This is a genomic window from Kosakonia sp. AG348 (assembly GCF_003337365.1).
Classification (GTDB): Bacteria; Pseudomonadota; Gammaproteobacteria; order Enterobacterales; family Enterobacteriaceae; genus Kosakonia.
Window position 1 is genome coordinate 83,505 of record NZ_QPJR01000011.1, and the last position, 15,505, is coordinate 99,009.

General features: G+C 55.2%; 11 protein-coding genes. 1 reads left to right on the plus strand and 10 read right to left on the minus strand.

Annotated features, from left to right (window positions below):
* Nucleotides 1–15: 15 nt before the first annotated feature.
* The 6 genes from glgP to asd form a co-directional block, all read right to left on the minus strand.
* Nucleotides 16–2,463, minus strand: a complete 2,448-nt coding sequence (glgP, locus tag DFO56_RS21565; protein WP_020455568.1) for a glycogen phosphorylase — start codon at nt 2,461–2,463, stop codon at nt 16–18.
* 19 nt (nt 2,464–2,482) lie between these two features.
* Nucleotides 2,483–3,916 carry a glycogen synthase GlgA gene (gene glgA, locus DFO56_RS21570; protein ID WP_045507802.1) on the minus strand — a complete coding sequence of 478 codons (1,434 nt, stop codon included), beginning with the start codon at nt 3,914–3,916 and terminating at the stop codon, nt 2,483–2,485.
* Nucleotides 3,917–3,998: 82 nt separating this feature from the next.
* Nucleotides 3,999–5,291, minus strand: a complete 1,293-nt coding sequence (glgC, locus tag DFO56_RS21575) for a glucose-1-phosphate adenylyltransferase (protein ID WP_020455569.1) — start codon at nt 5,289–5,291, stop codon at nt 3,999–4,001.
* 14 nt (nt 5,292–5,305) lie between these two features.
* A complete protein-coding gene (gene glgX, locus DFO56_RS21580; protein WP_045507799.1) occupies nt 5,306–7,282 on the minus strand; it encodes a glycogen debranching protein GlgX in 1,977 nt (658 codons plus the stop codon).
* Complete coding sequence (glgB, locus tag DFO56_RS21585) at nt 7,279–9,465, minus strand: 1,4-alpha-glucan branching enzyme (protein WP_045507795.1); 2,187 nt, start codon at nt 9,463–9,465, stop codon at nt 7,279–7,281. Before glgB ends, glgX begins: the two co-directional genes overlap by 4 nt.
* Before the next feature lie 258 nt (nt 9,466–9,723).
* Nucleotides 9,724–10,830, minus strand: coding sequence for an aspartate-semialdehyde dehydrogenase (gene asd / locus DFO56_RS21590; RefSeq protein ID WP_020455572.1), 1,107 nt, complete (start codon nt 10,828–10,830; stop codon nt 9,724–9,726).
* A gap of 172 nt (nt 10,831–11,002) precedes the next feature.
* Here asd and DFO56_RS21595 point away from each other — a divergent pair, with 172 nt between their 5' ends.
* The gene (locus DFO56_RS21595; protein WP_017459552.1) at nt 11,003–11,596 is read left to right on the plus strand and encodes a YhgN family NAAT transporter; all 594 of its coding nucleotides are present in this window, start codon (nt 11,003–11,005) and stop codon (nt 11,594–11,596) included.
* Nucleotides 11,597–11,632: 36 nt separating this feature from the next.
* Here DFO56_RS21595 and gntU read toward each other — a convergent pair whose 3' ends face one another.
* The 4 genes from gntU to DFO56_RS21615 form a co-directional block, all read right to left on the minus strand.
* Nucleotides 11,633–12,973: a gluconate transporter gene (gene gntU, locus DFO56_RS21600; RefSeq protein WP_045507792.1), complete on the minus strand. Its 1,341-nt coding sequence runs from the start codon at nt 12,971–12,973 to the stop codon at nt 11,633–11,635.
* Nucleotides 12,970–13,503 (minus strand): gluconokinase, encoded by a 534-nt coding sequence (gene gntK / locus DFO56_RS21605; RefSeq protein ID WP_044489513.1) that lies wholly within the window; start codon nt 13,501–13,503, stop codon nt 12,970–12,972. Before gntK ends, gntU begins: the two co-directional genes overlap by 4 nt.
* 136 nt (nt 13,504–13,639) lie before the next feature.
* Complete coding sequence (gntR, locus tag DFO56_RS21610; RefSeq protein ID WP_045507789.1) at nt 13,640–14,635, minus strand: gluconate operon transcriptional repressor GntR; 996 nt, start codon at nt 14,633–14,635, stop codon at nt 13,640–13,642.
* Between the two features lie 102 nt (nt 14,636–14,737).
* The gene (locus DFO56_RS21615; protein WP_020455576.1) at nt 14,738–15,433 is read right to left on the minus strand and encodes a pirin family protein; all 696 of its coding nucleotides are present in this window, start codon (nt 15,431–15,433) and stop codon (nt 14,738–14,740) included.
* Nucleotides 15,434–15,505: the final 72 nt, after the last annotated feature.

Genomic DNA, 15,505 nt, shown 5'->3' on the forward strand with positions numbered 1-15,505 from the left:
GGGAGAGGTTTTTTATTACAGCCGAACCGGTTTGATATGCCAGATATAGTCGGCATATTCCTGAATGGTGCGATCCGATGAAAAGTACCCCATATTGGCGATGTTGCGCATCGCTTTATTGGTCCACTCTTCCGGGTGGCGATAAAGCTCATCCACTTTTTCCTGGCAGTCGATATAGCTACGGAAATCTGCCAGTACCTGATAATGGTCGCCAAAGTTGATCAAGGAATCGACGAGATCGCGGTAGCGCCCGGGTTCCTGCGGGCTGAATAAGCCAGTGGCGATTTGCGTCAGCACCTGATGCAACTCTTCATCTTTCTCGTAGTATTCACGCGGCTTATAGCCCTTGCGCCGCAGCGCTTCGACTTCATCCGCCGTGTTACCGAAGATAAAGATATTCTCTTCGCCAACGTGCTCTTGCATCTCAACATTCGCGCCATCCAGCGTGCCAATCGTCAGCGCGCCGTTGAGGGCAAACTTCATATTACTGGTGCCGGATGCTTCCGTGCCCGCCAGTGAAATCTGCTCGGAAAGATCCGCCGCCGGAATAATAACCTGCGCGAGACTGACGCTGTAATTGGGGATAAAGACCACTTTCAGTTTGTCACCAATCTGCGGATCGTTGTTGATCACCTGCGCGACATCGTTGATCAGATGGATAATATGTTTCGCCATGTAGTAAGCAGACGCGGCCTTACCGGCGAAGATATTGACGCGCGGCACCCATTGCGCCGTGGGATCGGCCTTGATGCGGTTATAGCGAACAATAACGTGCAACACGTTCATTAGCTGGCGCTTATATTCATGAATGCGTTTGATCTGCACATCGAACAGCGCTTTCGGGTTCACTACCACATTAAGTTGCTGGGCAATAACGACCGCCAGCCGCTTTTTATTCTCCAGCTTCGCCTGGCGCACCGCCTGGTTCACCGTCGGGTAATCAATATGCTGCTCCAGCTCGCTCAACTGACTGAGATCGGTACGCCATGTGCGGCCAATATTTTCATCCAGCACATGCGAAAGCGACGGGTTCGCCAGCGCCAGCCAGCGCCGCGGCGTCACGCCGTTAGTGACGTTGAGAAAACGCATCGGGAAGATTTCTGCGAAATCGGCAAACAGCGACTGCACCATTAAATTGGAGTGCAGCTCGGAAACGCCATTCACTTTATGGCTCACCACCACCGCCAGCCAGGCCATACGCACCCGGCGTCCGCTGGCTTCGTCAATAATCGATGTGCGGCTCAACAAATCGGTGTTATTCGGATGCTGCTCCTGCAAGGTTTTGAGGAAATAATCATTAATTTCAAAGATGATTTGCAGATGGCGCGGCAAAATTTTACCCAGCATATCCACCGGCCAGGTCTCCAGCGCCTCACTCATCAGCGTGTGGTTGGTGTAAGAGAAGACCTGACAGGTCACCTCAAAGGCGTCATCCCATTCGAATTTATGTTCGTCAATGAGCAGACGCATCAGCTCAGGAATCGACAGCACCGGGTGGGTGTCGTTGAGGTGAATGGCGATTTTATCTGCCAGATTGCTAAAAGTCTGGTGCAGCTGATAGTGGCGGCTGAGGATATCCTGCACCGTCGCGGAGACCAGGAAGTACTCCTGACGCAGACGCAACTCACGACCGGAGTAGGTTGAATCATCCGGGTAGAGGACGCGGGAGACGTTTTCCGAGTGGTTTTTATCCTCCACGGCGGCAAAGTAGTCACCCTGATTGAATTTGCCGAGGTTGATTTCACTACTCGCCTGCGCGTTCCACAAGCGCAGCGTGTTAGTCGCATCGGTATCGTAGCCGGGGATAATCTGATCGTAGGCAACCGCCAGGATCTCTTCGGTTTCAACCCAGCGGCTCTTTCTGCCTTCCTGCTGAATGCGCCCACCAAACCGCACTTTGTAGCGCGTGTTGTGGCGTTTAAACTCCCACGGGTTGCCGTATTCCAGCCAGTAATCCGGCGACTCTTTCTGCCGCCCGTCGACGATGTTCTGCTTGAACATCCCGTAGTCGTAACGAATGCCATAGCCGCGACCGGGCAATCCCAGCGTCGCCAGCGAATCCAGGAAGCAGGCCGCCAGTCGACCCAGCCCGCCGTTACCAAGGCCGGGGTCGTTCTCTTCATCAATCAGCTCTTCAAGATCGAACCCCATTTCATCCAGCGCATTTTTCACATCGTCATAGATACCGAGTGAGAGCAAGGCGTTAGAAAGGGTACGACCAATCAGAAACTCCATCGACAAGTAATAAACCTGACGCACTTCCTGAGAGAGCTGCGCACGGGTGGAACGCAGCCAGCGCTCCACCAGCCGATCGCGCACGGCAAACAGCGTGGCGTTCAGCCATTCGTGGCGATTGGCGACAGCCGGATCTTTACCGATGGTGAACATCAGTTTGTAGGCAATCGAATGTTTTAACGCCTCAATACTTAACGTAGGTGAAGCATAAGTAAAAGGTGCATTCATATAAGTGATTCCTGGAAAACTATTTCAACCGAAAGTAAAGATCGCGGTATGACTGCGCGGCGACCTGCCAGCTAAAATCCATCGCCATCGCCTGACGTTGCACAAAACGCCAAAGCGATGGACGGGACCACAACACGAAAGCACGCCTGATGGCCCTAAGCAGCGACCAGGCATTACTATCTTCAAACACAAAACCGCTGGCGACGCCATCCGCCAGGTTTTCCAGCGAACTGTCGGAAACCGTATCCGCCAGCCCGCCCGTGCGGCGCACTAATGGCAGCGTGCCGTACTTGAGGCCATACAATTGCGTCAGGCCGCAGGGTTCAAAGCGGCTCGGCACCAGAATCACATCCGCCCCGCCCATAATGCGGTGCGAGAACGCTTCGTGGTAACCAATCTGCACCCCCACCTGCCCGGAGTGTTCCGCAGCGGCGGCGAGGAACCCTTCCTGCAACACCGGATCGCCCGCGCCGAGTAGCGCCAGTTGACCACCCTGCTCCAGCAGCCCAGGCAAGGCTTCGAGCACCAGATCCAGCCCTTTCTGGCTGGTCAGGCGGCTCACCACCGCAAACAACGGGACTTTGTCGTTCACTTTCAGCCCCATCGCCACTTGCAGCTGGCGTTTGTTTTCCGCTTTTTCTTCCAGCGTATCGCGCGTGTAGCGCGCACCGAGCAGCAAATCGGTGGCCGGATCCCAAATTTTTTCATCCACGCCATTGAGGATGCCGCTCAGGCGACCTTCCTGCTGGCGCTGGCGCAACAATCCTTCCATGCCATAGGCGAACTGCGGTTCGGTGATCTCACGCGCGTACGTCGGGCTGACGGCGGTAATATGATCCGCGTAATACAACCCCGCCTTGAGAAACGAAATCTGTCCGTTGAACTCCAGCCCGTGCATATTAAAGAACGACAATGGCAGTTCGATGTCATTCATATGCTGTGCATAAAACATGCCCTGATAGGCTAGGTTATGCACCGTAAACACCGACTTGGCCGGATGCCCCTTCGCCGCGAGGTACGCCGGTGCCAACCCTGCATGCCAGTCGTGCGCGTGCACCACATCCGGGCGCCAGAATGGATCAAGTCCGCTGGCCATTTCGCTGCCGACCCAACCGAGTAACGCAAAACGTAGTACGTTGTCGGTATAGGCGAACAAATTCGTGTCGTGATAGGGACTCCCGGACCGATCGTACAGATGCGGCGCATCGATCATGTAAATCCCCACCCCGTTGAAGTGACCGAATAACAGCGAAATGTGGCCGGCAAACGTCTCACGCCGGGACACCACTTTCGCATCGCTCACACCACGACGAATATCAGGGAACGCAGGTAACAGAACGCGAGTATCAACACCACCGGCAATTTGTGCCGCAGGCAACGCGCCAATCACGTCTGCCAGACCCCCGGTCTTCAGCAACGGAAACATCTCAGAACATACATGTAAAACCTGCATTATCGCTCCTGTTCAAAACCCGTTGGCCTTGACGCCAGAAAGGGGGAAACAGCGCGCGGACCCCTTCCGCGCAAGGTTATAATCAGATGCTTTCAGCTTTTAATTTGCGCAACATTTCTCGTGTGACCAACACAATGCCTTCTTCGGAACGGTAAAAGCGACGCGCATCTTCTTCCGCATTTTCACCAATCACCGTGCCTTCCGGTATCACACAGCCTCTGTCGATAATGCAGCGATGGAGGCGACAGGAGCGCCCCACCCACACTTCCGGCAGCAAGACCGAAGAGTCGATATTGCAGAATGAGTTGACGCGCACGCGGTAGAACAACACCGACTGCACAACAACCGATCCTGAAATAACGCAACCGCCGGAAACCAGCGAGTTCAACGTCATGCCGTGGCTGCCCGACCTGTCCTGGACGAATTTCGCCGGGGGTAAAGATTGATTATAGGTACGGATAGGCCAATTTTGATCGTACATGTCCAGTTCCGGCATCACCGAGGCTAAATCCAGGTTCGTTTTCCAGTAGGCTTCGAGCGTGCCGACATCCCGCCAGTATGGCCCAGCATCAGGATCGGACTGCACGCAGGACAACGGGAAAGGGTGCGCATACGCCATGCCAGACTTCACTATCTGCGGAATGATGTCCTTACCAAAATCATGGCTGGAATTTTCATTCTCATCGTCCTGCTCCAGCAGGTCGTACAGATACTCCGCATCAAAAATATAGATCCCCATGCTGGCCAGCGCCTTGCTGTCGTCACCTGGCATACAGGGCGGCGACGCGGGTTTCTCTACGAAGTCGATTATTTTGTCGTTCTCATCAACGGCCATTACGCCAAAAGCGGTGGCTTCATGTACGGGCACCGGCAGGCAGGCAACGGTGCAGCGCGCCTCTTTTTCCACATGGTCAATCAGCATGCGCGAGTAGTCCTGCTTGTAGATGTGATCGCCCGCCAGGATGACGATGTACTCCGCACGATAACGACGAATGATGTCGAGATTCTGCGTGACGGCATCTGCCGTACCGCGATACCAGTTTTCACCATGCACACGCTGCTGAGCGGGCAGCAGATCGACAAACTCATTCATCTCGTTATTAAAAAACGACCAGCCGCGCTGAATATGTTGAATCAGCGTATGCGACTGGTACTGCGTGATGACGCCAATTCGCCGAATGCCGGAGTTAATGCAGTTGGAAAGCGCGAAGTCGATGATGCGGAACTTGCCACCGAAGTGCACCGCTGGTTTGGCGCGTTTTTTGGTTAAATCTTTCAGACGCGTCCCCCGGCCGCCCGCCAGGATCAGGGCAACAGATTTTAGCGGCAACTGGCGCGCCAGCATTGTTGGGTCGTTCTTATCTAATCTCACCATGACTAACTCCTTTTTTATGACCGCTGAAATACGCACACTCCATGCGCGGGCCCGTGCCAGACAGAGACGATGACCGGATTGTCCTCTCCGGCAAAAGGCGGAATGGCGCACCATTCACCTGCGGGTAAAGCCATTTCTGCAACTTCTGCAGTGGCATTAAGGGTGATTAACACGCTGTCAGATAACAGGATCTGTAAGCGGTGCACCCCGTTTTGCCACGCCTGCGGCGTTAGCTGTTGCCCTTCGTCATTTAACCAGGCGACGTTGCCGTCACCCTCTTCCCACCACGCGTCACGCGTGAGCGCAGGAATACGCTGGCGCAAATGGATAAGCGCGGCGGTAAAAGTCACCAGCCCGCTATCCACCTGGCTCCAGTCAAGCCAGGTTAATGCGTTATCCTGGCAATAAGCATTGTTATTGCCGTGCTGGCTATGCCCCATTTCATCGCCCGCCAGCAACATCGGCGTGCCTTGCGAAAGCAGTAACGTGGTTAATAGCGCGTGCATGCTCGCACGCCGTCTTTCAATCACATCAAGGCTGCCACCGAGTCCTTCTGTTCCATGGTTAAAGCTGTGATTACTGTTGGTGCCGTCGCGGTTGTCTTCGCCATTGGCTTCGTTGTGTTTATTATCAAAAGAGACACAATCCCGCAGCGTAAAACCGTCATGCGCGGTGATCAGATTGACCGAGGCCGATGGCAGACGACCATCGCGTTTGAACACATCGCTGGAAGCGGCAAAACGTCCGGCGAACTCCCCTAATGAGAGGGATTGTTCGAGCCAGAAGCGGCGCGTCGCATCGCGGAAATGATCGTTCCACTCGGCAAAAGGCGGCGGATAGTTCCCCACCTGATAACCACCGGGACCGATATCCCACGGCTCGGCAATCAGCTTCAGAGCGCGCAACAGCGGGTCGTTTTTAATGGCGTTAAACAGCGGTGCCTGCTGGCTGAATTCCGGGGTGCGTCCCATCACCGAGGCCAGATCAAAACGGAAACCATCCACATGAAAGGTTTCGACCCAGTAACGCAGACAGGCATGTGCGTAATCCACCACATCGGCGTTATTCAAATTCAGCGTGTTACCGCAGCCGGTCCAGTTGTGGTAATCGCCATCCTCACGAGTCCAGTAATAACTTCGGTTGTCGATACCGCGCAGGGAAAAAGTCGGTCCGTCGAGATCGCTTTCGGCGCTATGGTTGAGGACGATATCGAGGATCACTTCGATGCCCGCCCGATGCAGCGCTTTTACCGCATCGCGAAACTCATTAATCGCCTGCGCCGGGTTACTGGCGTAGCGGGGTTCCAGCGCAAACAGCGCCAGCGGGTTATAACCCCAGTAATTAGACAGCCCCAGCCGCTGCAGGCGCGGCTCGCTGGCAAAATGCGCAACAGGCAATAATTCCAGCGCAGTGATCCCCAGTTGTTTAAACCAGTTGATCATCACCGGGTGGCCCAGCGCCTTGTAGGTGCCGCGTATTTCCTGCGGCAGCGCCGGGTGCAACCACGTCAGCCCTTTGACATGTGCTTCGTAAATAACGGTGTTACCCCAGGGGATGCGCGGCGGCGCATCCTCTTCCCAGTCGTAGTTGTCATGCACCACTACGCTGCGTAAGCCGAGCGCGGCGTTATCGTGGGGATCCGGCGCGTCATAACCGCCGTGAAACAACGGGTTGTCGAGCGTTTCGCCTTCAACACGCCGCGCACAAGGGTCGAGCAGTAATTTGGCCGGGTTAAAACGGTGCCCGCGGGCGGGCTCCCACGGACCATGAACACGGTAGCCATAATGCAAACCAGGCTTCGCCCCTGCCAGAAAACCGTGCCAGATATTGCCGGTGCGGCCAGGTAAGTCGACGCGCTGTTCATTACCTTCATCATCGAACAGGCACAGCTCCACGCGCTCTGCATGGGCGGAAAACAGCGTAAAGTTCACGCCGTCTCTTTGCACATGTGCGCCGTGAGGTGTCGCTTTTCCGGCCGTCAGCTTGCTCATTCGCCCTCCCGCACCAGCCAGATAGTCGCCAGCGGCGGTATGGTCAACAGCAGAGAGTGTTCACGTCCGCGATTGGCGATCGCGTCGCTGTGTACCACGCCGCCATTGCCGGTGTTGCTACCGTGGTAATGCATTGAGTCGCTGTTCAGCTCTTCGCGCCAGCGCCCCGGCTGATTGATACCAATGCGATAACCGGGGCGCGGGACAGGGGTAAAGTTGCTGACCACGATAATTTCATTGCCCTGCTTATCCCGACGGACAAAGGCAAACACCGAGGCTTCATGATCGTCCACCACCAGCCATTCAAACCCGTAAGGGTCAAAGTCCAGCTCGTGCAGCGCTTTGTGATGGCGATAAACCTGGTTCAAATCGCGCACCAGACGCTGCACGCCGTGATGCCAGTTATCACCGCCCTCCAGCAGGTGCCAGTCGAGGCTGGCATCGTGGTTCCACTCGCGCCCCTGCGCAAATTCGTTGCCCATAAACAGCAGCTTTTTACCGGGGAACGCCCACATCCAGGCGTAATAGGCGCGCAGATTGGCGAACTTTTGCCAGGCATCGCCGGGCATACGATCAAGAATGGATTTCTTGCCGTGCACCACTTCGTCATGGGAAAGCGGCAGGATAAAGTTTTCGGTGTAGTTATAGAGAATACCGAAGGTCATCTTGTCGTGGTGGTACTTGCGGTACACCGGATCAAGCTTCATGTAATCCAGCGTGTCATGCATCCAGCCGAGGTTCCATTTGTACCAGAAGCCCAGCCCGCCCAGCGACGGCGGGCGCGACACGCCAGCGAAATCGGTAGACTCTTCCGCCATGCTGACGGCGCCGGGCGCTTGTTCACCGATAATGCGGTTGGTATTGCGCAAAAACTCAATCGCTTCCAGGTTCTCACGACCACCGTATTCATTGGGGATCCATTCCCCCTCTTTGCGGCTGTAGTCGCGGTAGATCATCGACGCCACCGCATCCACGCGCAGGGCGTCAATACCGAAGCGTTCAATCCAGTACAGCGCGTTACCAACCAGATAGTTGCTCACTTCCCGGCGACCATAGTTGTAAATCAGCGTGTTCCAGTCCTGGTGATAGCCTTCACGCGGATCGCTGTGCTCGTAGAGTTTGGTGCCGTCGAAATCCGCCAGACCAAAATCATCGGACGGGAAATGGCCTGGCACCCAATCGAGGATCACCCCTAAACCAGCCGCGTGCGCGGTGTGAATAAAGTGCAGGAAATCGTCGCGCGTACCAAAGCGGCGGGTTGGCGCGTACAAACCGGTAGGTTGATACCCCCAACTGCCATCGAACGGATGCTCATTCACGGGCATCAACTCAAGATGGGTGAAGCCCATCCATTTCGCGTAAGGCACGAGCTGGTCCGCCAGCTCGCGGTAGCTGAGCCAAAAGTTGTTGTCGGTATGACGACGCCAGGAGCCCAAATGAACTTCATAGATACTGATTGGCGCATCGAATTCATTGGCGCGTTTGCGCTCTTCGCTCTGCGTTTTCTTGCCCGGCAAGCCGCAAATCAGCGACGCGCTGTCGGGCCGCATTTGCGCCTCAAACGCATAAGGATCTGCTTTGATACGCAGCTTACCTTGCGCATCAATCATCTCGAATTTGTAGAGCTGCCCATTGAGCGCACCGGGGATGAAAAGCTCCCAGATACCACTTTCCCGACGCAGGCGCATCGGGTGGCGGCGGCCATCCCAGTAGTTAAACTGCCCTACCACGGAGACGCGCTGCGCATTTGGCGCCCAGACGGAGAAACGGGTACCCACCACGCCATCGACCGTATCGGCATGCGCTCCCAGCGTTTCGTAAGGCCGCATATGCGTGCCTTCGCTCAGCAGCCAGGCATCCATATCCTGGATTAACGGGCCAAAACGGTAAGGATCATCAATCAGATTTTGTTGGCCGTGCCAGATAACGGCGAACTGATAATAAAAAGGATTTTTACGGCGTTGCATCACGCCGCTAAAAAATCCCCTGGAATCCAGGCACTCCAGTTTTCCCACTTTGCGCCCGGTTTTCGGCTCGATAACCCACACTTCGGTGGCATCAGGCAGCAGCGCACGTACTTCCAGACCCGCTTCAGTCTGGTGCATCCCCAGCACCGAAAAAGGATCAGCAAAATGACCCGCAATAAGCGCGTTAATGACGTCTTTATCAACACGAACGGACATGGTTCTCATCCTGTTGTTGTGGCATCGCACCTTCCACCGTAGTAAGTCCGGTTGCGACACTTTTTTGACCTGAACGGCGCAGCACCAAATGTGCATCCTCTCTGCTCCGTCCCATCTTCAGGCAAGATGTTCCGACACCTTGTCTAAAGCATAGCCAACACTTTTCAACACTTGAGAAAATAAACACATCTGTGCTTCTTTCTGGCAAAAAAGCACAAAAAAAGGGCGCCGTAGCGCCCCTTGTGGTGGTGAACTCTGTTACGCCAGTTGGCGCAACATACGACGTAGCGGTTCGGCCGCGCCCCATAACAGCTGGTCACCAACGGTAAAGGCTGAGAGGAACTCCGGCCCCATGTTCAGTTTACGCAGACGACCAACCGGCGTGGTCAGCGTGCCGGTGACGGCGGCAGGCGTCAGTTCGCGCATGCTGATTTCGCGATCGTTTGGCACCACTTTCGCCCACGGGTTATGCGCCGCCAGCAGCTCTTCGATAGTCGGAATCGACACATCTTTTTTCAGCTTGATGGTGAACGCCTGGCTGTGGCAGCGCAGCGCGCCGATGCGCACGCAAAGGCCATCGACCGGGATCACATTCGCGGTGTTGAGAATTTTGTTGGTTTCAGCCTGGCCTTTCCACTCTTCGCGGCTCTGACCGTTATCAAGCTGTTTGTCGATCCATGGGATCAGGCTGCCCGCCAGCGGTACGCCAAAGTTATCGACCGGCAGCTCGCCGCTACGGGTCAGCGCGGTCACTTTACGTTCGATATCCAGAATCGCTGACGCCGGATCGGCAAGCTCGGCGGCAACATGGCTGTGCAACTGGCCCATTTGCGTCAGCAGTTCACGCATATGGCGCGCGCCGCCGCCGGATGCGGCCTGGTAAGTGGCAACGGATACCCACTCAACCAGATCGTTGGCAAACAGCCCGCCGAGCGACATCAGCATCAGGCTGACGGTGCAGTTACCGCCGACAAAGGTTTTCACGCCATTGTTCAGGCCGTCGTTGATCACCGCCTGGTTAACCGGGTCGAGGATAATGATGGCGTCATCTTTCATGCGTAAAGAGGAAGCCGCGTCGATCCAGTAACCCTGCCAGCCGCTTTCACGAAGCTTTGGATAGATTTCGTTGGTATAATCGCCGCCCTGGCAGGTGACAATGATGTCGAGTGCCTTCAGCGCTTCCAGATTGAACGCGTCCTGAAGCGTGCCTGCTGTACTTCCGCCAAACGCGGGTGCAGCCTGCCCAAACTGGGAAGTGGAAAAGAAGACAGGGCGAATGGCGTCGAAATCGCGCTCTTCAATCATGCGCTGCATGAGAACGGAGCCGACCATTCCGCGCCAACCGATAAAACCAACATTTTTCATAGCGAAGTTCCTGCGAAGGTGTGTGCTGTGTATACGAACCAGTATCCCACTGGGAATAGCCACATTACAAAATGCAGCCAAAGTCGCAAGTGAAATTAATCAATGATCGCGAACGTATCAGAAATGCAGCTAATTACTGTAATTTTGCCGACTGCGTCAGGGATAAGAGTGAATGACTGATATCATCTCCGCCACCGTGTTGTTGATCCTGATTATGGATCCCCTGGGCAACCTGCCCATCTTTATGTCGGTACTGAAACACACCGAGCCGAAGCGCCGACGGGCGATCATGATCCGCGAGCTGCTCATTGCGCTGCTGGTGATGTTTATCTTCCTCTTCGCCGGGGAAAAAATCCTCGCGCTACTCAATTTACGCGCGGAGACGGTTTCTATCTCCGGCGGCATTATTCTGTTCCTGATTGCCATTAAGATGATTTTCCCCAGCGAATCCGGCAGCAGCTCTGGCCTGCCCGCAGGCGAAGAGCCGTTTATCGTCCCGCTGGCAATCCCGCTGGTGGCAGGTCCAACGCTGCTGGCAACGTTAATGCTGCTTTCCCATCAATATCCGAATCAAATGAGCCACCTGGTGATTGCGCTGCTGATTGCCTGGGGCGGCACGGTGGCTATCTTATTGCAATCGTCGCTGTTTTTGCGCCTGCTCGGCGAGAAAGGGGTTAACGCACTGGAAAGGCTGATGGGTCTGATCCTGGTGATGCTCGCCACCCAGATGTTCCTGGATGGGATTCGGGTGTGGATGAAGGGGTAAAACGAACCCTCTCCCGACGGGAGAGGGTTGGCAAACTTAGCTCAACAGTGAAAACGCAATCATCCCGATAATTGCACCGGTGGTGCCAAGGATGGTTTCCATCATGGTCCAGGTTTTCAGCGTTTGCGCTTCGGTTGCGCCGGTGAAGCGGCCATACAGCCAGAAACCGGCGTCGTTCACGTGGCTTACCACAATCGAACCGCCCGCGATGCAGATAGAGAGTGCTGCCATCTGCGCGCCGTTGAAATGCAACTGTTCAATAACCGGCATTACCAGGCCGACAGCCGTCAGACAAGCAACCGTGGCGGAACCCTGAATAATGCGCACCGCGGCAGCCAGCACAAAACAGGTGATCGCGATAGGCAAGCCCATGCCGGTCAGCGCTTCGCCCAGTGCCGGGCCAACGCCGGAATCCACCAGCACTTGCTTGAACACGCCGCCCGCACCAATCACCAGCAGAATAATGCCCGCCGGTTGCAGCGCCTGACCGCAGATTTCCATTACACGATCTTTCGGCATCCCCTGTCGCATCGCCAGGCCATAAATCGCCACCAGGCACGCAACGAGGATCGCGGTGAACGGGTGACCGATAAACTCCAGCCAGTCGTACAAATTGCTGCCTTCGGTAACGAAACGCGCGGCAATGGTTTTCATCCCCACCAGCACCAGCGGGAGCAAAATCAGCGACAGGCTGAAACCAAACGAGGGCATTTTGCCTTCGCCCAGATGCGGCTCGCTAATATCATCAGGAATGTGCAGCTCCACATGGCGGCTGATAAAGTTGCCCCATAGCGGACCGGCAATCAACATGCCCGGAATTGCCGCGCACAGGCCAATCAGGATCATCCAGCCGAAATCTGCGTGCATCTGCGATGCCAGCAGCATCGGTGCAGGCCCCGGTAGCAGGAACGCCGCGGCTGCCGCAACCCCTGCGAACAGCGGAATAACCAGTTTCACCAGGTTGGTGCCGGTATGGCGCGCCATAGAGAACGCCACGCTAATCAACAGCACAATCGCCACTTCAAAAAACAGCGGCAGCGCGCAAATCAGACCGGCGAGGCCAATCGCGTAATGCGCGCGACTGTGACCAAAGGATCGCAACATTTTGACGGCGATTTGGTCCACCGCGCCGGTCTCGTGAAGGATTTTGCCGAACATCGCGCCGAGCGCGACCACAATCGCCAGAAAGCCGAGCGTACCGCCCATCCCTTTTTCCATGGTCTGCGCGATTTTAATCAACGGCATCCCGGAAAAAAGCCCTGCGCCAATGGAAACCACCATCAAAGCAACAAAAGCGTGCATACGCGCTTTCATCACTAAAAACAGCAGCAGCAAAACCGAGCCTACTGCTGTTAAAACAAGCGTTAATGTACTCACTTAGCACTGCCTTTAGTAATGACTTCAATGGTGCTGGCAACAACACCCTCCAGCGGCTGGTCAATATCCACAACCAGAACATCCGGCTCATCCGCGCCCGGTTCTTGCAGCGCTTCAAACTGCGTTACCAACATTTGCGTTTTGAAGAAGTGCCCTTTACGCGCTTTCAGACGGCCTTCAATCACGTCGAAGTCGCCTTTCAGGTAGATGAAAGAGAGGTTTGGGTTACCGTCGCGCAGCTGGTCGCGATAGTGTTTTTTCAGCGCCGAGCAAACAATCAGCGACACTTTGTTGGTGCGCTGCATGGCGAAAGCGGCGTCGTTCAGCGCCTGCAGCCACGGTTTGCGGTCATCGTCGTTCAGCGGTTCACCGGACGCCATTTTGGTGATGTTGCTGCGCGGATGGAGGAAGTCGCCGTCGAGAAACGCGGCATGTAACTGATGCGCCACTTCGCTGGCGACAGCGGATTTACCGCTGCCTGAAACGCCCATCAGAACATAAACGTGGTGATCAAGGTTAGTCGTGCTCAAGGGTAGCCCCCACTGGTGCAAGAGTGAATTGTTACGGGTAACTGTTATCGGTAACATTGTCCTGCTGGGGTAACGGAGAAGCAATATCCATTCGTGCCAGAGATAAATAAGTGTGAGCTAGCTCAAATTTGTCAGACTAAATAGATCCGCCCGGTGACAAAGTGAAACCTAAATCTAACATTTTCGGCGTAACTGACTCACCACGAATGCGCGCCAGTAAGCGTTCAGCGCCAATTCGCCCCATGCGTTCACGCGGCGTGAGCACGCTTGCCAGACGCGGCTCCATTACCTGGCCAATGTCGTGACCGTGGAACCCGGCGATTGCCATATCCTGCGGAATTTTCAGCCCCAGACGCTGGCACTCAAACGCCGCGCCAACGGCAAGGTCATCGTTAGTACAAAAAATTCCGTCAAGCTGAGGGTACTCGCGGCGCGCCTGGCGCATCAGTTCGATACCGGCGGTATAAGAGGAAGATTGCTCCACCATCACGCTGTACGGCGTTAAACCTGCCTCCAGCATCGCCTGCTCGTAACCCTTCTGTTTGATGATAGTACGTTCGTCCAGGCGTGCGCCGAGATAAGCAACCCGACGGTGGCCGCGCTCAATGATGGCGGTCGTTATCTGCCGCGCCGCTTCGAAGTTATCAAAACCAACGGCGATATCGAGGCAAGGCGAGCGGCTGTCCATTAGCTCCACCACCGGAATACCAGCAACTTCAATCATTTTCAGCGTGCGCGGGGTATGGGTACGTTCGGTAAGGATCAGGCCGTCAATGTTCCATGAGAGCATCGATTCCAGGCGCTCTTCTTCCATTTCGGCTTTGTAACCGTAGTGCGCCAGCATAGTTTGATACCCGTGCGCGTCGGTCACGCTTTCAATGCCGCGTAACACTTCGGCGAAAACCTGGTTGGTCAGGGAAGGGAGAAGCACACCAATCGCCCGGCTGGTGGCGTTAGAGAGAATATCGGGAGCCCGATTTGGAATGTAACCCAGTTCATCAAGCGCAGCAGCTATTTTGCCCCGTAACGCGACGGAAACTTGCTCCGGGTTACGCAAAAAACGGCTGACGGTCATTTTGGTCACGCCAACGCGATCGGCCACATCCTGAAGTACGGGTCTTTTCTTTTTCATCGTCCTGACATTTTTCTGAGTAAGAGATTTCCTCAGTTTATCACGGACAACGCGCAACCTTCCGGCCAAAACCAGGAGGTTGCGTCATTTATTTAACCAACATCATACCGGCGGCAGATCGAACAGCAGAATTTCACTGTCGCTATCGGCATGCACCGAGATAGCCTGTTCATCCCAAATGGCCAGACCATCGCTGGTGGTGGCTTTTGTCCCGTTGATAGTGACTTCGCCTTTCACCACCTGGATCCACACGCGGCGTTCAGCGGCAATCTGGTGTACAGACTGCTCATCTTTCAGCAGCGCCCAGCGGTAAAGCTCCATATCCTGATGCACTTTCAGCGAACCATCACGCGCATCCGGCGATAGCACCAGTTGTTTGCCCTGCACCGCATCAAAGCGACGCTGTTCATAGCGCGGCGTGATGCCGTTAGTTTCTGGAATGATCCAGATTTGATACAGGCGCAGCCGGTCGGTTTTGCTCGGGTTGTATTCCGAGTGGCGCACCCCAGTACCGGCGCTCATAATCTGGAATTCGCCCGCAGGAACCTGTTCTTTGTTGCCCATGCTGTCCTGGTGTTCAACCGCCCCTTCCAGTACATACGTCAGGATTTCCATGTCTTTGTGCGGGTGAGTGCCAAAGCCCTGGCCTGCATCGATAACGTCATCGTTAATCACACGCAGTGCCGAGAAGCCCATAAAATTTGGGTCGTAATAGTTGGCAAACGAGAAAGTGTGCCAGGAATCCAGCCAACCATGATTTGCATGGCCACGGTCATTTGCTTTGCGTAAGAAGATCATCTTGTTTACCCCCGTATGTTTTCGATGGAGTAAGTGTGGACGCAATTGACCAACGATCATAGAGGGTGAAAA